Origin of the sequence: Marinobacter sp. ATCH36 (genome assembly GCF_023555055.1) — a bacterium.
Lineage (GTDB): Bacteria > Pseudomonadota > Gammaproteobacteria > Pseudomonadales > Oleiphilaceae > Marinobacter.
The window spans coordinates 60747-85463 of sequence record NZ_JAMJPL010000008.1; the positions used below are offsets into that span (position 1 = coordinate 60747).

General features: G+C 55.4%; 19 protein-coding genes. 7 read left to right on the forward strand and 12 right to left on the reverse strand.

Annotated elements, in window-relative coordinates; genetic code table 11:
• Position 1: 1 nt before the first annotated feature.
• The 7 genes from aroB to M8010_RS18275 form a co-directional block, all read right to left on the reverse strand.
• Positions 2 to 1111, reverse strand: coding sequence for a 3-dehydroquinate synthase (aroB, locus tag M8010_RS18245; RefSeq protein ID WP_250094150.1), 1110 nt, complete (start codon positions 1109 to 1111; stop codon positions 2 to 4).
• Positions 1104 to 1670: a shikimate kinase AroK gene (aroK, locus tag M8010_RS18250; protein ID WP_250094151.1), complete on the reverse strand. Its 567-nt coding sequence runs from the start codon at positions 1668 to 1670 to the stop codon at positions 1104 to 1106. Before aroK ends, aroB begins: the two co-directional genes overlap by 8 nt.
• Positions 1671 to 1799: 129 nt before the next feature.
• On the reverse strand, positions 1800 to 3884 hold the full coding sequence (locus M8010_RS18255) for a type IV pilus secretin PilQ (RefSeq protein ID WP_250094259.1): 2085 nt from the start codon (positions 3882 to 3884) through the stop codon (positions 1800 to 1802).
• A 65-nt stretch (positions 3885 to 3949) separates the two neighbouring features.
• The gene (locus tag M8010_RS18260) at positions 3950 to 4498 is read right to left on the reverse strand and encodes a pilus assembly protein PilP (protein WP_250094152.1); all 549 of its coding nucleotides are present in this window, start codon (positions 4496 to 4498) and stop codon (positions 3950 to 3952) included.
• Positions 4499 to 4500: 2 nt separating this feature from the next.
• Complete coding sequence (locus tag M8010_RS18265) at positions 4501 to 5112, reverse strand: type IV pilus inner membrane component PilO (RefSeq protein WP_250094153.1); 612 nt, start codon at positions 5110 to 5112, stop codon at positions 4501 to 4503.
• Complete coding sequence (locus tag M8010_RS18270; protein ID WP_250094154.1) at positions 5112 to 5675, reverse strand: PilN domain-containing protein; 564 nt, start codon at positions 5673 to 5675, stop codon at positions 5112 to 5114. The genes M8010_RS18265 and M8010_RS18270 overlap by 1 nt, the downstream gene beginning before the upstream one ends.
• Positions 5675 to 6739, reverse strand: coding sequence for a pilus assembly protein PilM (locus tag M8010_RS18275; RefSeq protein ID WP_250094155.1), 1065 nt, complete (start codon positions 6737 to 6739; stop codon positions 5675 to 5677). The genes M8010_RS18270 and M8010_RS18275 overlap by 1 nt, the downstream gene beginning before the upstream one ends.
• Positions 6740 to 6954: 215 nt before the next feature.
• On the opposite strand from M8010_RS18275, the gene M8010_RS18280 reads away from it, so the two are divergent.
• Positions 6955 to 9447: a penicillin-binding protein 1A gene (locus M8010_RS18280; RefSeq protein ID WP_250094156.1), complete on the forward strand. Its 2493-nt coding sequence runs from the start codon at positions 6955 to 6957 to the stop codon at positions 9445 to 9447.
• A 92-nt stretch (positions 9448 to 9539) separates the two neighbouring features.
• Here the strand turns inward: M8010_RS18280 and M8010_RS18285 are convergent, their stop codons facing one another.
• Entirely contained in the window at positions 9540 to 10805 is a 1266-nt protein-coding gene (locus M8010_RS18285) for a malic enzyme-like NAD(P)-binding protein (RefSeq protein ID WP_250094157.1), read from the reverse strand.
• Positions 10806 to 11035: 230 nt separating this feature from the next.
• The gene (rpmE, locus tag M8010_RS18290; protein WP_250094260.1) at positions 11036 to 11257 is read right to left on the reverse strand and encodes a 50S ribosomal protein L31; all 222 of its coding nucleotides are present in this window, start codon (positions 11255 to 11257) and stop codon (positions 11036 to 11038) included.
• Positions 11258 to 11452: 195 nt separating this feature from the next.
• On the opposite strand from rpmE, the gene M8010_RS18295 reads away from it, so the two are divergent.
• The 6 genes from M8010_RS18295 (at position 11453) to hslU (ending at position 20286) form a co-directional block, all read left to right on the forward strand.
• Entirely contained in the window at positions 11453 to 13621 is a 2169-nt protein-coding gene (locus M8010_RS18295; protein WP_250094158.1) for a primosomal protein N', read from the forward strand.
• A gap of 226 nt (positions 13622 to 13847) precedes the next feature.
• Positions 13848 to 15788 (forward strand): Ig-like domain-containing protein, encoded by a 1941-nt coding sequence (locus M8010_RS18300; RefSeq protein ID WP_250094159.1) that lies wholly within the window; start codon positions 13848 to 13850, stop codon positions 15786 to 15788.
• A gap of 147 nt (positions 15789 to 15935) precedes the next feature.
• Positions 15936 to 17621 carry an arginine--tRNA ligase gene (gene argS / locus M8010_RS18305; protein ID WP_250094160.1) on the forward strand — a complete coding sequence of 562 codons (1686 nt, stop codon included), beginning with the start codon at positions 15936 to 15938 and terminating at the stop codon, positions 17619 to 17621.
• Positions 17622 to 17682: 61 nt separating this feature from the next.
• A complete protein-coding gene (locus tag M8010_RS18310; RefSeq protein WP_250094161.1) occupies positions 17683 to 18315 on the forward strand; it encodes an SPOR domain-containing protein in 633 nt (210 codons plus the stop codon).
• A gap of 99 nt (positions 18316 to 18414) precedes the next feature.
• Complete coding sequence (gene hslV / locus M8010_RS18315) at positions 18415 to 18945, forward strand: ATP-dependent protease subunit HslV (RefSeq protein ID WP_250094162.1); 531 nt, start codon at positions 18415 to 18417, stop codon at positions 18943 to 18945.
• Between the two features lie 12 nt (positions 18946 to 18957).
• A complete protein-coding gene (gene hslU, locus M8010_RS18320) occupies positions 18958 to 20286 on the forward strand; it encodes an ATP-dependent protease ATPase subunit HslU (protein WP_250094163.1) in 1329 nt (442 codons plus the stop codon).
• Positions 20287 to 20351: 65 nt separating this feature from the next.
• Here the strand turns inward: hslU and M8010_RS18325 are convergent, their stop codons facing one another.
• The 3 genes from M8010_RS18325 to M8010_RS18335 form a co-directional block, all read right to left on the reverse strand.
• Positions 20352 to 21593 carry a patatin-like phospholipase family protein gene (locus tag M8010_RS18325; protein WP_250094164.1) on the reverse strand — a complete coding sequence of 414 codons (1242 nt, stop codon included), beginning with the start codon at positions 21591 to 21593 and terminating at the stop codon, positions 20352 to 20354.
• Positions 21594 to 21693: 100 nt separating this feature from the next.
• Positions 21694 to 24000: a phosphoenolpyruvate--protein phosphotransferase gene (gene ptsP / locus M8010_RS18330; RefSeq protein ID WP_250094165.1), complete on the reverse strand. Its 2307-nt coding sequence runs from the start codon at positions 23998 to 24000 to the stop codon at positions 21694 to 21696.
• A 15-nt stretch (positions 24001 to 24015) separates the two neighbouring features.
• Positions 24016 to 24546 carry an RNA pyrophosphohydrolase gene (locus M8010_RS18335; RefSeq protein WP_250094166.1) on the reverse strand — a complete coding sequence of 177 codons (531 nt, stop codon included), beginning with the start codon at positions 24544 to 24546 and terminating at the stop codon, positions 24016 to 24018.
• Positions 24547 to 24717: the final 171 nt, after the last annotated feature.

A 24717-nucleotide genomic window follows, 5' to 3' on the forward strand; every position in this document is an offset into this window, starting at 1 on the left:
CTCAGATGCCTGAACCATCAGAGGCAACGCAGAACGCTCGAAGTGCCGCATCCAGTTTCAATACGTCCACCTCGTCCGTCACCACCGCGTCACCCAGTGCCCGAAGCAGGACCAGCCGTAGCGTGCCATCAACGTTTTTCTTGTCAACAGCCATGAGGCGATGAAAGTCTTCCGGTGTCATACCGGGAGGCGCATGCTCGGGCAGATTAGCCGACCGAATAATCCGTGTCACTCTGTCCCGATCTTCCTCACTGATCATTCCCTGGCGCAGGGAAAGGTCCGCGGCCATCATCATGCCGGTTCCCACCGCCTCGCCGTGCAGCCAGTTACCATACCCAGCAAATGTCTCTATGGCATGGCCAAAGGTATGACCTAGGTTCAGGATTGCGCGCAACCCGCCTTCTCTCTCATCCAGCGCCACAACATCCGCTTTGCAGGCACATGATTGATAGATAGCCTCCACAAGAGCCGCGGTTTCCAGGCCAACGAGAGAGGTTACCTCCTGTTCAAGCCAACCGAGAAAGTCGGTATCGCGGATCAATCCATACTTGATCACTTCTGCCAGACCAGCCGATACCTCCCGGGGCGGAAGTGTTCTGAGGCTGTCAGTGTCAATGAGCACCACTTCAGGCTGATGAAAGGCTCCAATCATGTTTTTACCGAGCGGGTGATTGATGCCTGTTTTCCCCCCAACAGAAGAATCCACCTGTGAAAGCAGCGTGGTCGGTATCTGGATAAATGGCACACCGCGCTGGTACGACGCAGCAGCAAAACCGGTCATATCCCCCACTACACCCCCACCCAGCGCAACCAGGGTCGTTTTCCGTGAGTGGCGCTTTTCCAGCAGCTGGTCGAATATCAGATTCAGCGTTTGCCAGTCCTTGAACCTTTCACCATCCGGCAACACTACGGTGTCCACCTGCTTCCCGGGAAAACAGGCGCGGGCAGATTCAAGGTAGAGGGGAGCAACTGTTTCATTGGTCACAATCATGACCTGCTTTCCCTGAACGAATGGTGTCAGGTCGTAGTCACCCAGCAGGCCCTGCCCGATGATGATCGGATAGGTTCTATCACCCAGGTCTACCGTCAGTTCCCGCACTGAATCACGCATGATTTCTGCCTTCCTTGCGTATCTGTCTTTTGTGCTTCGGTGTCCGGGGATTAATGCGATTTACAAGTTGGCGCACAACCAGCCTCGGACTTTTTCGATCAGTGAACATGACAACATCGGCAAGCTCTGTATAGATCGGATTCCGGATGGCGAACAGGTTCCTGAGAACGGCTTCAGGATCATCGTTCTGTAGCAGGGGGCGGTTTCTGTCCCGCCGGGTCCTTTCCACCTGTTGCTCTATCGAGGTTTTCAGATAGACCACAATCGCATCACGCTTCAGGTGAGCGTGATTTTCCTCGCGCATTATGGCGCCACCGCCAGTCGCCAGGACTGTTTGCGGGTACTCTGACAACTCCGTCAGCATCGCGGTTTCACGCTGGCGAAAACCATCCTCGCCTTCAACGTCAAAAATCCAGGGAATATTCGCCCCGCAGCGCTCCTCAATAATGCGATCGGAATCCAGAAAACGATAGCCCAGCTCTTTGGCCAGCATGCGGCCAATCGTGCTTTTGCCGGCCCCCATCGGGCCAACCAGGACTATTCGTTTTGGCAAGGACATAACTTCCGCTCATCAACATTCTGGCGGGTGAGAATAGCACAGGGTAACGTTTTCCATAAGTTTCGAAAAACGGACAGGCAAAAAAAACCGCCGTTCGTGGGACGGCGGTTTTTCTCACGTGCGGCCGAATTACTGAATCAGGTCGCTCTTGATGATCTTCGGTGTGATGAAGATCAGCAGTTCGCTCCGCTCATCGATATGCTCGGTACGCTTGAACAGGCGACCCAGGTAGGGGATATCGCCCAGGAACGGTGTTTTCGTGGTGGTGGTTGCCACTTCTGACTGGAAGATACCGCCCAAAACCACGGTCTCGCCGTTGCCGACAAGAACCTGAGTGGTCACTTCGTTGGTGTTGATGGCCGGGATACCGGCTGTCACCTCACCCCGGGAATCCTGATTGACCACCAGGTCCATGATAATCTTGTCGTCCGGAGTAATCTGCGGGGTCACTTCGAGGGACAGTGCTGCCTCCTTGAAGGAGACCGAGGTTGCACCACTGGAAGCGGCCTCCTGATAGGGAATCTCTTCACCGGACTTGATCTTGGCAGTTTGGCGGTCAGCGGTTACCACGCGTGGCTGGGAAACCACTTCCGCCTGGCCGTCACTTTCCAGTGCCGACAATTCCAGATCTACCAGGAAGTCGTCGCTGCCCCAGCCGATGGCAACGGAGGATGCACCTTCACCAGAAACACCAAGGTCGACAGCCAGCGCACCCGGGAAGGTGATCGTGTTGTTGGTACCGCCTGCTGCCTGCCGGGCCTCTTCAACAGCACCCTGGGAACCACCCACGGAAATGACGTTGTCACCGTTGACATCGTAAGCCGCACCGCCCCAACGAACACCAAGGTTCTCGGCTACGTTGGTTTGTGCCCGGACAATGCGAGCTTCAATAGAGACCTGCCGTACCGGCACGTCCCAGGTTGAAACCAGGCGACGGATTTCGTCCAGTTTTTCCGAAGTCTCGCGAACACTGATGGTGTTTGTACGGGCATCGGAGGAAACAAACCCGCGCGAGGAAATCAGCTCTTCGTCGGCCTGGATCAGAGCCACGACATCCGCTGCCTTGGCATAGTTGACCTGAATGATATCCAGGCGAACCGGGGCCAACTCGGCAATCTGCTTGTTGGTTTCCAGCTCCAGTCTTTCACGGGCCGCAATTTCGTCAGCGGGGGCAACCAGCAACACATTGCCGATCTGGCGCTTGTCCAGCCCCTTGGTTTTCAGAATCAGGTCCAGAGCCTGGTCCCAGGGGACATTCTGCAGGCGCAGGGTGATGCTGCCGCTGACCGTATCACTGGCAACAAGGTTGAGACCGGTGAAGTCTGCAATCAACTGCAGCACCGAACGCACCTCAATATCCTGGAAGTTCAGAGAAAGCTTGTCGCCGGTGTAAGGGAATTTCTCTTCACGACGGGATTCTGCCTCTTCTTCCGTCAGCTTTTCTACGCTGACGGTGAACTGGGAACCGGACTGATAGGCAATGTAGTCATAATTGCCTTCCGGGCGGATTTCCACAACCGCGCTGCCATCTTCAGTAAAGGTATCGATGCGAGTCACCGGCGTTGCAAAATCGGTCACATCAAGCCGGCGGCGGAGATTCTCGGGCACACTGGTGCCATCCATGGTTAAACGGATTCGACCGCCCAGTTCGGAGAGATCAACCGGCGTGCTTGCACTGCCCAGATCCACAATCACTCGGCCCTCGCCGTCGCTGCCCCTGCGGAAATCCACACCCGCGAGCCCGTTACCGGATGAACTGGACGCCTCGGGCGCCTGTCCGGACATTCCGGATGACGCTGTTGAAGATGAACCGGAAGGAGAAGCGGTGGCGCCGCCTTCACTTCCAATCGTCACTACCAGGCTGTTCTGGTTGCGCACGGTTTGATATGGCGCCAGCTCTGCAAGATTGAAGATAAGACGGGTACGATCCTTGGTCTCGACGACGGTCATACTCTGGGCATTACCGGAGCCAAGCGAGATGTTGCGGCTGGAAAGTCCACTGGTGGTATCGCGAAGATCCACCGCTATCCTTGCCGGTCGCTCGATGGTGTACCCGCTCGGTTCCGGCGGCTGGCCATCAAATTGCAGCGTCACTTCAACCCGGTCTCCGGATAGCGACGAAAACGACACGTCTTCCAGCGTGACCGCATTGGCCAGGCCGGATAACAACCCAAAAGCAATCACGCTGACGTATACATTGAGTTTTCTGAACATCGCTAGCCTCGACCCCAAACTTTTTTGTTCATGCATGTTTCTTTCAATAGTCATAATGCCGCTCCTTAGCCTTCGTTTTCATCCAGCGACAGCGAGCGTGGACGCTCGACCCATCCGCCCCGGCCATTGGGAACGATCTCCATTAGTTCTACCCGGGTTTCGTTGACACCGATAATTCGTCCATAGTTCTGCCCCATGTAATTACCCGTGCGCACCCTGTGAATTCCGCCCTGGTCGTCCCTGATCAGCGCAAAAAGACTTCCGGACGTATCACTGAGGGTTCCCACCATGGTGAGCGCCTTCAGATCAAAGTTCTCAAGGACTTCTCTCGGCCGATCCAGGTTTGGTTCAACGTCACTCACTGGTTCCTGATCAACCATGGTGAGCTGAACATCAATCGGTGGCTCGAAGGGTGCCCTGCGGTCCGCAGCCGAATAACTGAACGCCTCATACGCCTTGAATTCAGGCAAAGGCTCCACGTGTCCACGGGGTTTGGCCCGTGTGTCCGCCATAAACTTGTCCAGGTCGGAAAAGCCATTGCCCTGGGAACACGCCGTCAGAAAAGATACCAGACAAATACCCATCCAGGCTTTTGCCGCATGCTGTCTCGCCATGCTCATTCTCCAGCCCGGTAGCGGTAGGTGCGTGCAAGAACCTGCATATTCAGCTGCTCTCCATCACCGCCTGTTGGTGTTATGGTTAAGTCATGCAATGTCACAATCCGGGGCAGGCTGGCCACGCTGCTAACGAAACTCGCCAGCTCATGATAGGTTCCAGTTACCCGGATATTGATCGGAAGCTCTGCGTAGAAATCCCGTGGCTGTTCTCCCTGCAGCTTGACCTCTTGCAGGTCCAACCCACTACCCAATGCTGTATTGGTAATGTCTTCAAGCAGGCCCGGCACCTCGGTCTCACTGGGAAGCTGTCTTACCAGGGCACCGAACGTCTCTTCCATTTCTTCCATCTGGGCCTTGAAGACTTCGAGGTTTGCGACCTGATAGGCCTTGTCCTCATAGCGCTTGCGCAGTTCCTGCTCGGTATTCTCAACCCGCTCCAGTTGGGCATATTGATCCTTGATAAAGAACCAGTATCCACCACCGAGAATCAGGCCGAAAATAATCAGCGCGACGATTGCCTTGATTGGCGCCGGCCAGATGCCAGCGTTATTGACATCCAGATCGTTGATATCAAATTCATTGAGGCTTTTAAGTGAGTCCGCGAGGCTCATTACTCGTCCTCCCCTTCGGGCTCTGGTGTTTGTTGTTGAACCGACAGGTTGAACTGGCTGTATCCAGCACGAGCATTATCGGCAGCAGCGACGTTAGATAGATTCGGTTCGTTGAACCAGTCGGACCCTTCAAAACGCCTCATCAAAGACGATATGCGGCTGTTGGATTCCGACATACCGACAATGTCCACCCGCTCACCGGTTTTCTTGAGGCTGGTGTAGTAAAGACCGTCCGGAAGCGTTCGAACCAGCTCATCAAATACCCTCACGATGACCGGACGCTTACCCTGGAGATCCTGGATCACCTGCATGCGGGAGAGCAGCTCGTCACGTTTGCGCTTGAGGTCTTCGATTTCCCTGATCTGCTTGTCCAGTTGTTTGGTCGCGGTTTCGATGTACGCGTTCCTGGATTCCTGGTAGGCGATACGGTTATCCATATCCGTATTCCAGAGAAACACCAGGCCGCCGGCAATGATGGCCGCACCGAGAATCATGACCACGAACTGTTTCTGTTTTTCCGCCCGGAGTTCTTCGCGCCAGGGTCTGAGGTTAATCTTTGCCATCAGTCAAAGCTCCTCATTGCCAACCCGCAGGCAATCATGAGCGAAGGCGCATCGTTGCTCAGCGCGGATGCATTCACTCTGGAACCAACCGCCATGTCCGCGAACGGGTTCGCGACCAGCGTTGGTGTGCCTGTTTTTTCTTCAACCATTTCTGTCAGCCCCTGGATAGATGCCGTGCCACCAGCCAGGACTACGAAGTCAACCGCGTTGTACTGACTGGCGCCAAAGAAGAACTGGAGCGCCCGGGCGACCTGCTGAACGACTGCTTCACGGAAGGGTGTCAACACCTCAGTCTCATAGTCGTCTGGCAAACCACCTTGCTTCTTTGCAAGACCGGCTTCTTCCAGAGACAGCCCGTAACGACGCTGAATCTCCTCGGTAAGCTGCTTGCCACCAAAGATCTGCTCGCGGGTATAGACCGTTTTGCCTTCGGCAAGGACGCTGAGCGTTGTCATGGTTGCACCAACGTCCACAATGGCAACCACGAGCTCCTCACCCTGGGAATCAAGCTGGGACTCGATCAGCGCGTAGGCACGCTCAAGGGCATAGGCCTCGACATCGACAATTTTGGTGGTCAGCGATGCGATTTCCAGAGCGTCTTCGCGGATATCGACGTTCTCCTTCCTGCACGCAGCAAGAAGCACATCGACCTGATCAGGATTGGTTTCCGAGGGCCCCTGCACTTCGAAGTCGATAGCCACTTCGTCCAACGGGTACGGAATGTACTGGTCAGCTTCGAGTGTGATCTGGTCTTCCATCTCGAACTCGTTAAGACCGCCGTCCATCTGGATCAGCTTGGTAATAACGGCGGAACCGGAGACAGCCACAGCTACCTGCTTGACGCCTGTGCGGGATTTGGATGCGACGCGCTTGAGCACCTCACCCACCGCCTCGACATCCGTGATGTTTTTTTCTACAACAGCATTGGCCGGTAATGGCTCCACTGCGTAGCTTTCGACCTTGTAGCGGTCGCCCTGCTTTGATAGTTCCAGGAGCTTGACCGAGCTGGAACTGATATCCACACCCAAGACAGCACTGGATTTTTTTCCGAACAATCCGAACACGCGCTCACCCTATACCTGGTTACATGCACCGGGTTATGAAAACTCCTAAAGGAGCTCTTCCATATGTGTTTTTTATTTAAGAGAATTTCTTCAGTTTTCCGTCTACAATGCTCGTTCTTCTTTATATTGGGAAACATTGTACCCGGGAAGTGGCTCGCCCTTCCTAAAGCAATTTCTCAAATGATAGACCTATATCCAACAGTTGTCAGAAAAAAATGTCTCATTTGTTACGTACATCTCGCCTGTTTGCATGGCTTTTTCTCACTGGATTCAGTCTCGCCACAATCGTGGCGTCAGGATTTTACCTCTATCTTCGTCCGGGGCTACCACCTGTCGATCAGCTCCTGGACATCAAGCTGCAGACCCCGTTGCGGGTCTACAGCGCAGACGACAGATTAATAGCAGAATTCGGTGAAAAGAGAAGGGCACCGGTCACAATCGAACAGATCCCTACAATTCAGTTACATGCCTTTTTGGCAGCTGAAGACGCCCGTTTTTATGAGCACTTCGGGGTCGACTTCAAAGGCCTGATGCGGGCTGCCATCGAACTGGTCTCCACCGGAGAGATCCAGTCGGGAGGCAGCACCATCACAATGCAGGTTGCAAAAAATTACTTTTTGTCACGCGACAGGACGTTTATTCGCAAGTTCAACGAGATACTTTTGGCTCTTCAGATTGAGCGTGAACTTGATAAAAACCGCATCCTCGAGCTCTATCTCAACAAGATCTATCTGGGCAATCGCGCCTACGGTATTGCCGCCGCCGCACAGGTTTATTACGACAAAACTGTGACTGAACTGTCACTGGCAGAAATGGCGATGCTGGCCGGTCTGCCCAAAGCACCTTCAGCTTACAACCCGCTTGCCAACCCGAGTCGTGCAGAAGCCCGTAGAAACTGGATCCTGGGCCGCATGCGTGACCTGGAATACATTACGCCAGATGCTTACGAACTGGCCTCCACTGCCCCGCTGACAGCGAGTTTCAATGCTGCCTCCACAGAGGTGGACGCAGACTATGTGGCCGAAATGGCGCGGGCAGACATGGTCAGACGATTCGGGGATGCAGCCTACACCGATGGCTACACCGTAAAGCTTACCGTGGATAGCGAAAAACAACGTAGAGCCACCATTGCTCTCAGAGAAGGCCTGGAGGAGTACGATCGGCGCCATGGTTTCCGCGGCCCGATTGGCCAGGTTGGCGAAGACGAACTGGCCCCGGACAACCTCGATAACCTGATGGCCAATTACCCACGCGTCGCAGAGCTCGTCCCCGCCGTTGTCACCAGAGTGAGGGACGAAGACAACGAGGCTGACCTTCACGCCCGCGGCCTGGGCACGTCGGCTATGGCATTCAACACTATGACATGGGCCAAACGGTACAAGACCGAAAACCTTACCGGCCCTGAACCTGAAAAACCCTCTGATGTCGTTGCACCTGGCGACATAGTCTACGTGAAACCCATGGTCATCATGACTCCCGAACAACCTGCCGGGAATCAGGAGGAAAATTCCGCAGGGAAAAGCGAGCCGACTGTCGCGGAGATCCCCGAAGTCAGACGGGTTGCCCTGTCACAGGTCCCCCTGGTCCAGGGCGCACTGATATCACTGGACGCAAAAACAGGAGCTATTGAGGCCCTTGCCGGCGGTTACAGCTTCAGCCAGAACAAGTATAACCGGGCAATCCAGGCCAGAAGACAGCCAGGCTCCACCTTCAAGCCGTTCCTTTACCTGAGCGCCCTGGAGCAAGGAATGACTCCGGCGACAATCTATAACGATGCACCGATTGTCTTCGACGACGCGGAGCTGGAGACAGCCTGGCGACCCCAGAATGCTTCCGGGCAATTCTACGGCCCCACGCGCCTCAGAGAAGCCTTGTACCGGTCAAGAAACCTTGTCTCCGTGCGCCTTCTCAGGGATCTCGGAATACAGAACACCATAGATTACCTCGACCAACTGCAAATCCCCACCGAGGACATGCAGAAAGACCTGTCCCTGTCTCTGGGAAGCGGGCTACTGACTCCCATGGATCTCGCGCGCGGTTTCGCGGTTATCGCCAATGGCGGTTATGACGTCGACCCCTTCCTCGTCAGCAGCATTTCCGATGTCAATGACGAGGAAATGTTTGAAGCGCCCGAAGTCATCCTTTGTGACGACAACTGCGAGCAAGCGCAAAAAGAGATTGATACGGAAGATCGCAACGCCCGCATTGCAAGACGGCTCGCGGATGAGCGCTCAGTATATATTCTGCATTCGATGATGCGCGACGTCATCAGGTTGGGCACCGGCAGACGGGCCCAGGCACTGGGCAGAGACGATATCAGCGGCAAAACCGGCACCACCAATGAGCAGAGAGACACCTGGTTCGGCGGCTTCAACCATGACATCGCCACCACTGTCTGGGTTGGTTTTGACCAGCCACAGCCGCTTGGGCGTCGCGAATTTGGCGCCAGCACAGCCCTGCCAGTATGGCTTGGCTACATGAAGGTAGCCCTCGAAGGCGAACCGCCTTCACTGATGCCGAGACCCAACGGGATCGTGAACATCCGCATCGATCCGGAAACCGGCAAGCGTGCCCGCCCAGGGCAGGAGGGTGCAATGTTTGAACTGTTCAAAGAAGAAGACGCACCACCACAGTTGGATCCTCAGGAGGAATCATCCGGTGGTAGTGAAAACGGCGACGACGGAGGCTTGTCCAGACAGATTTTCTGACCTGTCTGGCAAGCCAATTCCCAGGAACATAAAAAAAACCGGCGGTGTTTTCTCCGCCGGTTTTTTATTATCTAAAGCCCGTGAACGCTATATCAGATGATATCGTCCATGGACTTCAGTGGATAATGGGCAGGATACCCATTACGCGCAACACCGGAGTCAACAGCTGCACGCGCAACCGCCGCCGGAACAACTTCCAGCAGGCGAACATCCATAGGCTTGGGAATAATGTATTCCCGACCAAACTCGAAGCTTGCAACGTCATAGGCTTCGCAGATTTCCTGGGGCACTGGCTCTTTGGCCAGTTCGCGAATCGCGTGAACCGCTGCCACTTTCATTTCTTCGTTGATCGCAGTGGCCCTTACGTCCAGCGCACCACGGAAAATGAACGGGAAGCCGAGCACGTTGTTTACCTGGTTCGGGTAATCGGACCGGCCTGTTGCCATGATCAGATCATCACGGGCTGCCAATGCCACTTCTGGGCTGATCTCGGGATCCGGATTTGAACAGGCAAATACGATCGGCTTTGGCGCCATCAGCTTGAGCTGCTCCGCAGTCACCAGGTCCGGGCCAGAAAGACCGAGAAATACGTCGGCACCATCCATCGCATCATCAAGCGTGCGCTTGTCGGTGTCGTTGGCAAACATCGCCTTGTACTGGTTCAGGTCATCACGACCGGAATGAATCACGCCTTTGCGATCCAGCATGAAAATGTTCTCAGAGCGAACACCGCAGCTGATCAGCAGCTTCATGCAGGCGATAGCCGCCGCACCGGCGCCAAGACACACAACCTTGGCCTCTTCGATCTTTTTGCCCTGCAATTCAAGAGCGTTGATCATGCCAGCGGCAGTCACGATAGCGGTACCGTGCTGGTCATCGTGGAAGATCGGCACATTGCACTTCTCGATCAAAGCGCGCTCGATTTCAAAACATTCAGGAGCCTTGATATCTTCCAGGTTGATGCCGCCGAAGGTATCAGCGATACGCTCAACAGTTTCGATGAATGCCTGGGGGCTTTCGGAATTGACTTCGATATCAAAGACATCAATGCCGGCAAAGCGCTTGAAAAGCACGCCCTTGCCTTCCATTACCGGCTTGCTTGCCAGGGGGCCGAGGTTACCCAGACCAAGAATAGCGGAGCCATCGGAAATGACAGCGACCAGGTTACCCTTGCCAGTGTATTTGTATGCGTTCTCTGGGTCCTTCGCGATCTCGCGGACCGGCTCAGCAACCCCGGGACTGTACGCCAGAGAAAGATCGCGGGAGGTCTTGGTGGGCTTGGTGATTTCAACACTAAGCTTACCAGGCCGCGGCTTGGCGTGATATTCAAGGGCTGCTTCTTTCAGATCTTGAGACATTGCCACTGTTCCGTTTGTCACGTTTAAGAGATAAAAGCCACCAGGCCCAGCCTAGCGGAGCGCGCCATTATGGCGCGAAGGTCGATATCAGACAAGGCCTTGCTGAGCATTTCGTGATCAGTCAATAAGCCTTTCTGCGTACACACTCATGAAAAAGCGGCTCGCCGGGACAATCGGCATATACAAAAAAAGCGCCTCGCAAGGCGCTTTTTTCAACGTCAGTATCCGAATCAGCTTTTCTTGCCGCCGATGCGACCACCGAAACGCTTCTGGAAACGGTCGATACGACCACCAGTATCCATCACTTTCTGCTTGCCAGTGTAGAACGGATGGCACTGGGAGCACACATCCAGCTGCAGATCCTGAGTGAATGTAGAACGGGTTTTGAAGGTGTTACCACAAGAACAGGTAACGTTAACTTCTTCATACTTGGGATGAATGCCTTCTTTCATGGCGAACCTCTGTCGGGTCATGCCGCTACCTGATCACGGGAACTCAAAAGGCTCCGGGTGCCAGGCACCGCATGTTTGAATCAATGGACAAGACGGGGCACAATCATGCCCTGCCGGAAACAGACCGCGAATCTTACTTGCAATCGTGGTATCAGGCAAGCCCCGGACCGCCTTATCATCTCCATGGAGCTCCATGTGCCCCGAACCGCACGCATAGCACTGAATCGCCCTCTGCGGCGGCTGTTTGATTATCTGGTGCCGGACCACATGACTCTGCAATGGGGGCAGCGCGTCACGGTGCCCTTCGGGAGGCAATCTGCCACAGGGCTGGTCGCCGACACAGATGTCCAACCGCCGGCGGGTATCACTCTCAAACCAGTAAGGTCCGCCAGCGAAGAATGGCCAGCGTTGCCAACGGAAACTTTCCAGCTGTTGAGCTGGGCGTCAGACTATTACCAGCACCCTCTGGGCGAATGTCTGTTTACGGCACTGCCACCGGCTCTTCGGCGCGGAAGGCCGGCAACAGAAAAGAAAGAAACCTACTGGCAAGCCTGCGGTGACCCAGCAGTACTGCCCGGCAATGCGACGCGACAGAGAGACCTTCTGGCGTGGCTTGAGCGTCAGCCTGGAAGCGTCAGCAGCAAACAGATCGTTCAGGCCGGATTCACCCAGTCGCAAATCAAGAGCCTGCTGGCCAAAGAGCTGATACACGAAGCCCCGCAGCCCGGGCCCACCGGCATCCCCGAAGAAGTCCGCAACCGTATTCCTGAACTCTCGCAGGCACAGCTTGACGCTGCCAACCAGCTTCCATTGCCTGAAAACGGCTTTGCGGCGTCTCTCTTGTATGGCATTACCGGAAGCGGTAAAACCGAACTGTATCTCTACTATCTGAAACGCTACCTGGGCGACAGAGACCAGGCACTGGTACTTGTTCCGGAAATCAACCTGACCCCGCAAACCGTCGCGCGCTTTCAGCATTACTTCGGGTCACGTATTGTCGTGTGGCACTCTGCCTTGAATGATGGCGAGCGACTGTCGACCTGGCTCAGGGTTCGCAACGGCGAACCGGTTATCATGATAGGGACCCGCTCTGCCATATTGCTGCCCTTCACCGGCCTGAAAACCATTGTCGTGGACGAAGAACATGACAGCTCCTACAAACAGGGAGAGGGGTTTCGCTACTCCGGTCGGGATACCGCAGTTTATCGTGCTCATCTCAATAACTGCCCCATCATTCTTGGCTCCGCCACGCCTTCCATGGAGTCCTACCACAACGCTCTGACCGGCAAGTACTCCCTGGTCAAGCTGGAAGAGCGTGCAGGCGACGCCCGACCGCCTCACATCAGGCTGCTTGACATCCGTAGCCGACCACTGGAAGGCGGACTGTCACGCCCTGCCCTGCAAGCTATCGAGAAGTGCCTGAAAGAGGGTCAGCAGGCCCTGGTGTTTGTAAACCGCAGAGGGTTTGCCCCAGTCATGATGTGTTTCGATTGCGGCCACATGGTCGAGTGCCCCAGGTGCGACACACGGCTCACCTATCACCGCCGCGACCGCGCCATGCGCTGCCATCACTGTGATTTCCAGGTCGCCGCTACCGACCATTGCCCTAAGTGTCACAGCGATGCCTTCAAGCCGGTCGGCCAGGGCACCGAACGCACCGAGGACATACTGACAACACAATTTCCGGACACGCCCGTGGTACGGGTTGACCGGGACAGCACCCAGCGCAAGGGCAGCATTCAGGTCATTCTCAAGAAAGTGAACAGTGGGCACCCCTGCGTTCTGGTAGGCACACAAATGCTGGCAAAGGGTCATGACTTCCCGAATGTTACGCTGGTGGTTGTAGTCAACGCGGATGGAGGACTGTTCAGCGTCGACTTTCGTGCCCCTGAGCAGTTAATCCAGACACTTCTGCAAGTCAGTGGGCGCGCTGGTCGCGGGGAAAAACCCGGTCAAGTGCTTGTGCAGACCTGCCACAGCGACCACCCACTGTTGAAATCTCTCGCCGAGGGGGATTACCTGCCCGTCGCTGACCAGCTACTCAACGAACGTGAGACGGGCGGACTTCCTCCCTACCGGACCATGGCGATTTTCCGGGCAGAGGCAGACACGATGCAAAAAAGCCTGCACCTGCTTGATACCATCAAACCACTCACCAGGGTTCCAGACATCGAGACCTGGGGCCCACTGCCGGCAATGATTGCCCGACGTGCCGACAAACATCGCGCCCAACTGATCCTCAACTCCCGGAACAGAAAACGACTGAACAACCTTTTAACCGGAATCTGCCAGGAGCTGGACCAGAAAAAGCTGCCGGCAGGGGTCAAGTGGATGATCGATGTTGATCCTCAGGAAACTGGCTAAGGTGCACAAAGGAAAATGAGAACCGGTACCCGTATATGCGATTAGTTACAAACTTTTTCACAAAGCCCACACCCGAAGAGTTCCCTACAAAAACTATGTGCTATGATTTCAGCACCATAACCGGAGTTCTTTTCAGAATTTCTCACACAGGAATCCACCTAATAAAAAAGATTCCACACACAATTCAGGCGTTGTGCCGTCAGATACGGAAACTGGAGAAATAATAATGTCAGGGAAAATCCTTGCGCGTGCGTCAGCAGTCTCGCTGGCCCTAATTCTTGCGGCTTGTGGAGGGGATGATAGCTCTTCTTCATTGGCCGGTACTGGTGATCAGCAAAATGGTTCGGGTGACTCCAACAATGATGGCGGCAGCAACGCTGGCGGCGGTGTAGATACGGACGGGGATGGCGAAACTGATCTCGTGATCGGTTCATTGAAAATCAGTGCATCCCCTGTCCAGATGGGTACAAGCAACTCATCAACTTCAGAGATTCTCGTTTTCGCGCGAAATTCGAATAACGTTTTGGCAGAGAACATCCCTGTTACTTTCAGCGTTGATGCCGATGCAACTCTTCAGGTTTTACGCGGAACCACTGACGCAACCGGAACTGCAGAGGCTGTATTGAGCACTCCTCAGAATCCTAAAAATAGGCCTGCAACTGTCACTGCAACAGCGGGCGGCATTGAGAGCACAATTACTATTAATATTACCGGCACAAGCCTATCGCTAGATGGCCCGACGAATATCTCAGTCGGAAATACAGCGACTTTCACAGCCAACCTTATGGACTCGGACGGCAACGGCGTCCCGCTAGAAAGCGTTTCGATCGAAAGCTCTATCCAGAACCCTTCCACTTTATACACCAATGATCAGGGACAAGGTTCATTTGAGCTTCAGCCAACTTCAGCAGGCACCTATCCTGTAGAGGTGACAGCCTTCTCTGGTGAGAGCGAACTTAGCGCCGTTATCGAAATTAACGTGTCTGATAGTGACTTCGCCTTCACTGACCCTGCACCAGGAGACGAAATTGATATCGGATCCCCAGCAAATGTCACCTTTGCTTGGACCGAAGGTAGCACCGGCCAATCCGGCGAACCCATATCTTTCTCCATAACTCGTGGAATGATCAACGGTTCACTATCTTTTCAGGACACAACGGACGGAAATGGAGAGATAACGACTACCGTTTCATCTAACTCCGCAGGGCCGGCCACAATTGTTGCACGCAACGACGGCTCAGGGCTCTCTACATCCATGGATATTGAGTTCGTCGCAATTAACCCAGAAAGCATCGTTACACAAGCAAGCCAAACACAACTGAAACCAGGCGAGCAAAGTAGAATTACCGCAATTGTGAGAGATGCCAATAACAATCTGGTGAAAGGTCAAAGAGTACTATTCAATATCCCGGAAGATGTCAGCAATGGAGATCTCTCTTCTCCTAGTGGCATTACAGATTCTCTGGGCCGAGTTTCTACGGTATTTACAGCAGGCTCCAGCGGTACGGGATCCGAGGGCACATTAATTACCGCCACCTTGGAGAGTGATAATTCTATTCAGGACGCCACAACTTTAACTGTTTCGGATGGAGCACTTCGACTGACAATTGGTACAGGCAACACCTTGGAAGAGGAAGGAAGTCCAGCGTACCTCAAAGAATGGATCGTCTACGTTTCAGATGCTAACGGACAGCCTATTGAGAACGCAGATGTGGAACTGAAGGTACTTCCATCAAGTTATTCCAAGGGCACATGGCAGCCGGGTATTTGCGGATCAGGCACGGAACCCAACTGCTGGATTGCCGATGTAACTGCCACATGTCCCGCAGAAGATATCAACTACAATGGCAACTTGGATACTGGCGAAGATGTAAATTTAAGCGATAGCTTAGAGCCAACGAACGATGCTGTGGCGGTGGCAACATCTGACGCTTCAGCTGAGGATGGTTCTTTTAACTTCGCGTTAAAGTATCCGCAAAGTGCATGCCGATGGACTGAAGTTTTAGTAGAAGCCAAAGTAAATGTTGGTGGAACAGAGATAACTGAGTCGGCTAAAACCACCTTGTCTTGCCTGGCCAGTGATCTAACAGATCTAGACGTAACTCCTCCCAATATTGACGGAGGTAGCCGATATGGCAAATCAGCAAGCTGCTTTGATGCTGATTGACCGTTGAGCACACAAAAAATTAAAAGCCCGGCGCCAGCGCCGGGCTTTTTGCTTGCAGCAACACTTTCCGCGATAATACTCCCCTCCTAATTCAAAAGGGCGCCCTGCCCTGGTACCCATTTCCCGTTAACCGAGTCATCAGACAGCATGAAAGAGACCGTATCCGAGCTACTCCAGTCTGCGCTGGCATCCCTTCAGTCCGAAGGCACTCTGCCCGCAGATCAGACCTTTACACCACAGGTAGGAAACACCAAGGACAAATCCCATGGTGACTATGCCTGCAACATTGCCCTGGTAGCGTCGAAGGCTGCGGGTTGTCCGCCGCGAAAGCTCGCAGAGGCTCTGGTGGAACGACTTCCGGAAAGTTCGGCTGTGGAGAAAGTGGAGATTGCCGGGCCGGGTTTTATCAATTTTTTCATGAGTACTGCCAGCGCCTTTAAGGTGGTGAACACCATTCTTGACGAAGCCGGGCAGTACGGGCGCAATAACAACGGCAAGGGCGAAAAGGTCCAGGTGGAGTTTGTATCCGCCAACCCCACCGGTCCACTGCATGTGGGTCACGGCCGCGGCGCTGCAATCGGTGACTGCCTGAGCCGCCTGCTTGAAGCCAATGGCTACGACGTAACCCGTGAGTTCTACTACAACGACGCCGGCGCCCAGATCAACAACCTGGCACTTTCCGTTCAGTCGCGGGTAAAAGGACTGACGCCGGAAGACGAGAACTGGCCCGCTGACGGCTACCGGGGTGCCTACATTACCGACGTTGCCAATGCCTACATGGCCGGGGAAACCGTCACCGCCGATGACCGGGAAGTCACCGGCAAGGCCGACCCGGAGGACCAGCAAGCCATCCGTGACTTTGCGGTTGCTTACCTGCGCCGTGAGCAGGATCTGGACCTGAAAGCCTTTGGTGTGGAATTCGATGTGTATTTCCTGGAGTCGTCCCTTTATGAGGACGGCAAGGTGGAGCAAACCGTCAAGCGCCTGCAGGAAAACGGCTATACCTACGAACATGAAGGCGCCATGTGGTTGAAAACCACCGAATTCGGTGATGACAAAGACCGTGTGATGCGTAAGAACGACGGTGGCTATACCTACTTTCTGCCTGATGTTGCCTACCATCTGGACAAGTGGCAGCGGGGATTCACCACGGTTATTAACGAACAGGGTGCGGATCATCACTCCACTATTACCCGCGTTCGCGCCGGTCTGCAGGCACTGGACGCCGGCATTCCGAAGGGGTGGCCCGACTACGTACTGCACCAGATGGTGATGGTGACCCGTTCCGGCCAGGAAGTGAAAATTTCCAAGCGTGCCGGCAGCTACGTGACTGTTCGCGACCTTATCGACGAAGTGGGCCGTGACGCTACCCGCTTTTTCCTGGCTGCACGCCGGGTGGACTCCCAGTTGACCTTCGATATCGACCTTGCCCGCTCTCAGACCAATGAAAACCCGGTCTATTACATTCAGTATGCCCACGCGCGCATTTGCAGTGTGCTGAGAAAGCTGAAGGAAGAAGGGGTTGAACGCGGGCTGAACGAGTGTGTTGGTGACCTGTCTCTGCTTACGCTCGACGAAGAGAAGGATCTGGCAAACCAGCTCGCGAAATACCCCGAGCTGATCGAGAGCTCTGCCAAGCTACGAGAGCCTCACCATCTGACTCACTATCTGCGGGATCTTGCCGGGCAGTTTCACACCTATTACAACGCCCACAAGGTGCTGATCGAAGATACGGCGGTGCGGGACGCCCGGGTATCCTTGTATCTGGCCATCAGACAGGTGATCGCCAATGGCCTTGACCTGCTTGGGGTTAACGCCCCGGAAGAAATGTAGCGGTAGCGGCACGGCATTACCAGGCTGAACATCCAGACAAGCAACAGGAACCGACCCGTCCATGTCCAGAGATTACGCCCGCAAACCCAGACCGGCCAGCAAGTCGGCCACACCGACAAAAGCCGCCAAACCGGTCCGGAAGCCAAAAAAGCCGGCAAAACGCCCGGCAGCGGCAAAGTCCCAGCATGGCGGGCTGTCTTTGCGCTGGATATTGTCCCTGGCTGCGGTTGGTGGATTCATCGGCTTTATTGCCTACCTGAATTCGCTGCCAGTAACCGATCAGCAGACATCAAAGACGGCGCCGGCTCAGCCACCGGTGACCGAAGAACAGGTGCCGGAAACCTCCGCCAGTGATGAAAAACCGGGCTTCCGCTTCTACGACATGCTGCCCGACTCCGAAGTTATTCCGCCAGACGTGGAAGAATATACCCCGGGGCCGAACCAGCAGACTTTCGATTACCTGGTGCAAACCGGCTCCTTCCGCAAGCAGGAAGACGCGGAAAGGCAGCGGGCCGAGATCGCGTTCCAGGGTCTGCGAGCCAAGGTCAAACGCATCGACATTGACACTGGCAGTACCTGGTATCGTGTCAACGTGGGCCCCTTTACCTCCCGCAGCCAGATGAACGCAGCCATCGACAAGCTGGTGAACCTTAATATCCAGCCGCTGGTCAGGAAGATCCCCAAGGAGGGCTGAACAGCCCTCCGGACTCTCTCTTCGTTCTCGCCCTTGAAAACCGGGCACCCGCCTCCATAACTTCTGAATACTGTTTTCTATCAGGCAAGTGGAGCCATAATGACTACCATACTTTCTGTCAGGCGCGACGATGAAGTTGCCATGGGTGGCGACGGCCAGGTCTCACTCGGCAATACCGTAATGAAGGGTAACGCCCGCAAGGTTCGCCGCCTCTACAACGACCAGGTGCTGGCCGGCTTCGCAGGCGGTACCGCCGATGCCTTCACCCTCTTTGAGCGCTTCGAGGCACAGCTGGAGAAACACCAGGGCAACCTTACCCGTGCAGCCGTCGAGCTCGCTAAAGACTGGCGCACAGACCGCGCCCTGCGCCGACTGGAGGCTCTTCTTGCAGTTGCCGACAAGACAGCGTCACTGATCATTACCGGCAATGGTGATGTTATAGAACCCGAACAGGGATTGATTGCCATTGGCTCCGGCGGCCCGTTTGCCCAGGCATCTGCCCGGGCCCTGCTGGAGAACACCGATTTGAAAGCCAGCGAGATTGTGGAGAAGGGCCTGAATATCGCGGCCGACATCTGCATCTACACCAACCACAATCGCACCCTCGAAGTGCTGTCAGCCAACGATTAATCCGGAGCTAGCATGTCTGCAATGACCCCCCGTGAAATAGTTCACGAGCTCAACAAACACATCGTGGGCCAGGATGAGGCCAAGCGATCCGTGGCCATCGCCCTGCGCAACCGTTGGCGCAGGATGCAACTGGAAGGTGGGCTGCGCGATGAAATCACGCCGAAAAATATTCTGATGATCGGCCCCACCGGTGTGGGTAAAACCGAGATAGCGCGCCGGCTGGCCAAACTGGCCGACGCCCCCTTTTTGAAAGTGGAAGCCACCAAGTTTACCGAGGTAGGCTACGTGGGCCGGGATGTTGAGTCCATTATCCGCGATCTGGCGGACATGGCCATCAAGATGCTGCGCGAAAAGGAAATGAAGCGCCATGAGCATCGGGCCATGGACGCGGCGGAGGAACGTATCCTCGATGCCCTGCTCCCCCCGCCCCGGGACTTCAAGGAAGACAGCCAGAAAACTGAAGATTCCTCTACCCGACAGCTGTTCCGCAAAAAATTGCGTGAAGGCGAGCTGGACGACAAGGAAATCGAAATTGACCTGCGCAACAGCGGTGCGGGCGTTGAAATCATGGCGCCCCCGGGCATGGAGGAAATGACCAGTCAATTGCAGAACATGTTCTCCAGCATGTCCTCCGAAAAGCGCAAAACCCGCAAGATGAAAGTGGCAGATGCCATGAAGCATGTTCGCGATGAGGAAGCGGCCAAGCTGGTCAATGAGGAAGAGATCAAGCAAAAGGCCATTCTCAGCGTTGAGCAGAACGGCATTGTCTTTCTTGATGAGATCGACAAGGTGGCCAAGCGCTCGGAAAACACCTCGTCAGATGTTTCCAGGGAAGGTGTACAACGGGACCTGCTGCCCCTGATTGAAGGCAGCACCGTCAGCACCAAGTATGGCGCCGTACGAACCGATCATATCCTGTTCATTGCGTCCGGTGCGTTCCACCTTTCCAAACCGTCAGACCTGATCCCGGAACTGCAGGGCCGCTTGCCAATTCGCGTGGAACTTCAGGCGCTGACTCCAGACGACTTCAAGCGCATCCTCACCGAGCCGGATGCCTCGCTGGTGCAGCAATACGAAGCGCTGATGGGAACCGAGGGCGTCAAGCTGACCTTCACAGAGGACGCCATTGCGCGTATCGCGGAAGTGGCCTACAAGGTCAACGAGACCACGGAGAATATCGGTGCCCGGCGTCTGCATACGGTGCTGGAACGACTACTGGAAAGCCTGTCTTACGAGGCTGGTGACCAGGTTACCGACAGCTTCGAGGTTACTGCGGAGTTCGTGGATGAAAAACTGGGTGAACTGGCTGAAGACGAAGACCTGAGCCGCTACATTCTCTGACACGGGCTTCGTCCTATCGGGGTGGCCCTTGGGACCACCCCGATCTTCCTACCCCTTCCAGCTCTCTAGAGCGCCTTGCTGAAAAGTTCTGTCACGTTATCAAGCCCTGTTGCCAGGCGGCCCTTCTGGGCTTTTTTCTTGCGCCCCTTCGCGACATATAGCGGCAACATCTCACCGTAAAGACTGGTGCTGATAGTGCGTTGCTCATCTTCCAGCCGATCCCTGCGCAAGCGAATACCGTATTTGGCCAGCCTGGGCTCCAGCTCATCCGCACGATTCAGCAGGTCACGCCGTGTCATCTGGTAGGCGTGCTCACACACCATGCGGCGGGACTGGAAGCTGAACACGTTCGAGAAAAACAGTTTGGCATCATCCCGGGTAGGCTCGAACAGCAGGATATCCTTGTCAGGATAATCTCGCGCGTATTGGGCAATACCGGACTGCATTCGGGAATAAACCATGGTGCGGAACATCTGTGACAGCAAATGGGGCATACCGGATCGGGTCAGCTCCCCCGGTGCCATGGTACCGGCACGCACTGCCGCACTGGCATCGATCGGCACCTGGGGATTCACTGCAAAAACCAGGTCAGCTCCATCCTCAAAAGCCACAGAAGCATGCAGGCCTTTCCTGAGGGTGCCATCCACATAGTAACGCCCGTCAATTGTGACTGGAACGTAAATACCCGGAGAGGACATGCTGGCCTGGATAGCCTTGGAAACAGGCACATGGTCAAAACCCGGCGCCCCGAAACAGACGGCCTCAGTGCTCTCAACATCCGCAGCGACAATATACAGGCTGCGACGAAGCTGCCGGAAATCATTGGTACGGCCCAGCATGGTAAAGGCCCGCTGCAGATATTCATGCAGACCTTCGTTGTCAAACAGACCGGCCGGCGCTGCCTGTGCCAGAATGGTCATGGCTTCCAGCAAGCTCTGGTCATAGGGGTTATTCACGAACCGACGAACCGCGGTGGTCATCAGACCAGGTACCGCCAGTAGCCGGCTGCCCAGCTCGCGGAATGCCGGGCGATAGAATACCTCCGGATGGAACGGATGGACTTCCGCTTCGTTGCGCACAAAAATCCGGCACAACTGGGCCGTCGTCATCTGGTTTGCCAGGTTGGCAGCCACAAAAGACCCGGCATTCACACCCACATACACATCAATGTCGTTGAAATCGAGTCCGTCCAGCGCTTCATCGAGCGCACGCAATGCCCCGATCTCGTAGATCCCACCCAAAGGGCCACCGCCCCCCAGTGCCAGGCCGATACGGGGGCGAGGCTTGATTGCTGTCGTCGTTGCCATTATTTGCTATCCCCTTGCGGGTACTGTTGGCTAATGCTTTTTACCCTAGCAGTCCATTTTAGAGTGCACACCCTATATGAACCGCTTTGAAAGCAAACCATCAGGAAAGGGCCTTTTCGGCATGGGCTATGGACGTTGACTTACCCGGGCGCAGATAACGACCAAAGCCGGCGTTGCGAAGCGCCAGATCCACGCAGCTTTTGATTACGTGGGGGGAGTCCAGTAACAATACATCCTCAAGTAACAGGGATGCCCACTCACGGCTGACACTGCGGATAACGGACTTCACCTTGGGCAGGCTGGCCGCGTTCATCGACAGAGAGTCATACCCCATCGCCATCAGCAACAGCGCACCACCCGGATCCCCTGCCAGCTCACCACAGATGCCCACGGGCTTGCCCACGGCATGGGCGTCCTGGGCAACCCGAACAAGCGCCTGCAGCACGGCTGGATGATAGGAATGGTAAAGCTGAGCGACACGAGGGTTGTTACGGTCCACTGCCAGCAGGTATTGGGTCAGGTCATTTGAGCCAACGGACAGAAAATCGACACGATCCGCCAGCTCCCGAATCTGGTACACCGCTGCCGGTATCTCAACCATCACCCCAACCTTGGGCATATGAATGTTGAAGCCCTCTTCCCTGACCTCATGATACACCCGGTAAATCAGGTGCAGGGACTCTTCCACTTCCGAGATATTGCTGATCATCGGCAGCATGATCTGCAGGTTGTTCAACCCCTCGCTCGCCTTGAGCATCGCCCGCACCTGGACCAGGAAAATCTCCGGATGGTCCAGGGTTACGCGGATGCCGCGCCAGCCCAGAAAGGGGTTCTCTTCCTGAATCGGGAAGTAGGTCAGCGCCTTGTCGCCACCGATATCCAAAGTTCGCATGGTGACCGGGCTGGGGGCGAAGGCTTCCAGTTGCTCACGGTAGTACTCCCGCTGCTCCTGCTCGGAGGGGAAGCGGTCCTTGATCATGAAAGGCACTTCCGTGCGGTACAGGCCAATGCCTTCCGCACCATGGTTCAGTGAGCGCACCACATCTGTCATCAGGCCGGTGTTCACCAGTAATGATACCCGGTGGCCGTCGGTAGTTTCGCAGGGCAGGTCCCGCAGGGCTTCCAGGCCCTTGATGAGTTCATCTTCCTCGTCGCAGATTTCCTGGTAGTAAGCCCGCAAGTCTGCAGACGGTGACGCAAAAATCTGTCCCTCAAACCCATCAACAATCAGGTCCTTGCCATCCAGCTGGTTCACCGGGATATCCACCAGCCCCATGACCGTTGGCACGCCCATGGCGCGGGCAAGAATGGCCACGTGGGAGTTACTCGACCCCTTCACCGATACCAGACCGACCAGCTTCCCCTTGGGAACCTCCCCCAGCATGGCGGGGGTCAGCTCTTCGCTGACCAGAACCGTGTTGTCCGGGTATACGGTGTCTTTCTGCTCTCCTTCCTGCAGGTGAGACAGCAAACGGCGGCCCAGGTCACGGATATCCACCGCTCGCTCCTGCAGATAATGGTCTTCCATCATCTCAAAGTGACGCACATACTGCTGGACCACCTGCTTAAGGGCGCCCTGGGCCCAGAAGCCCTCCTTGATCCGGTTGGATACCTCCCCGGGCATGGCATCGTCGCCCAACATGCGCAGATAGACATCAAACAGTGCCTGCTCCTCCGGACGAAGCTGGGAGGCCAGCCGGGCTGCGACTCGCTCTATGTCTTCGCGGACTGCAGTCACCGCACCGTTGAACAACGACAATTCAAGTTCGACGTCATCGGTGGGTTTTTCCGGCACAACGTCCAGGTCCGCCGCCGGATAGACCACGACCCCCTTACCAATGGCCACCCCCGGTGCTCCGGGCACACCGCTGAAGCTGACATCCGTGGCTTCCTCACCGGTGAGGGAAAGGCCGCTAATGGCTCCCGTTGCCTCGCTGTGGGCAATCACTCCCGCCAACTGCGCCGATACGGTTACCAGGAAGGCTTCTTCACCTTCATCAAAACAGCGTGAACTTTCCCTTTGCTGGACAACGAGAACGCCAAGCACCCGGCGGTGGTGAATAATGGGCACACCGAGGAATGAGCGGAAACGTTCTTCACCCGTCTCCGGGAAATAACGATAGCGAGGGTGGGAGGGGGCATCTTCAAGGTTGATGGGCTCCTCGCGGGAACCCACCAGGCCAATCAGACCCTCGGAATAACCCAGGCTGACCTGCCCGACGGCTTGCTGATAAAGGCCCTCGGTGGCCATGAGGATGTACCGGTTGGTGGCCGGATCAAGCAGGTAAACCGAGCACACCTCGGTATCCATGGCTTTTTGCACCCGCGAAACGATGATATCCAGCGCCTCCTGCAAATCGCGGGCGCTGTTTACCTCTTGTACAAGACTTCGCAGTATGCTCAGCATGGCGGGTTCAATCCGTCATTTCTGTTGGTCCTTCGTACGCCGGGCCTGCTCGCTCCGGTGCCACTGTTCCATGTTATAAAACAGCCGCGGCGCGAGTTCTCGCAGCGCACGTCGATAGACTTCGCGTTTGAATGAGACGACCTGGCCCAGGGGGTACCAATAACTGACCCACTGCCAGCCGTCGAATTCCGGCGAGTCCGTGCCATCCACGCGTACCTGCGCGTCCGGCGAAAGCATCCTCAGCAGGAACCATTTCTGTTTTTGTCCCACACAGATCGGATGCGAATTGTGCCGCACCATCCTGCGAGGGAGGCGGTATCTCAGCCAGCCACGGGTACAGCTGATGATTTCCACATCGCCTGTCCCAAGACCAATTTCCTCTGCCAGCTCCCTGTAGAGAGCCTCCTCCGGTGATTCGTTGTGCTTGATACCACCTTGAGGGAACTGCCAGGAGTCCTGCCCTATTCGCCTTGCCCAGAGGACTTCCCCCCTGTGATTGGCCAGAATGATTCCGACATTGGGTCTGAAACCGTCTGAATCTATCACGGCACAGTCCTTTTAAAGTCGGTCGACCGGATTAAAATTTACCGGCCGGATTTATCCAAGTTGCTCTCATTCTTACAGAATCCCAAGGCTTCGGCAAACGGAGTCGGCGGCGGCATGTCATGGTAGACTATCGCCCCTTTGACATTCGCCGTTCCTGCCGGAGGTACCCCA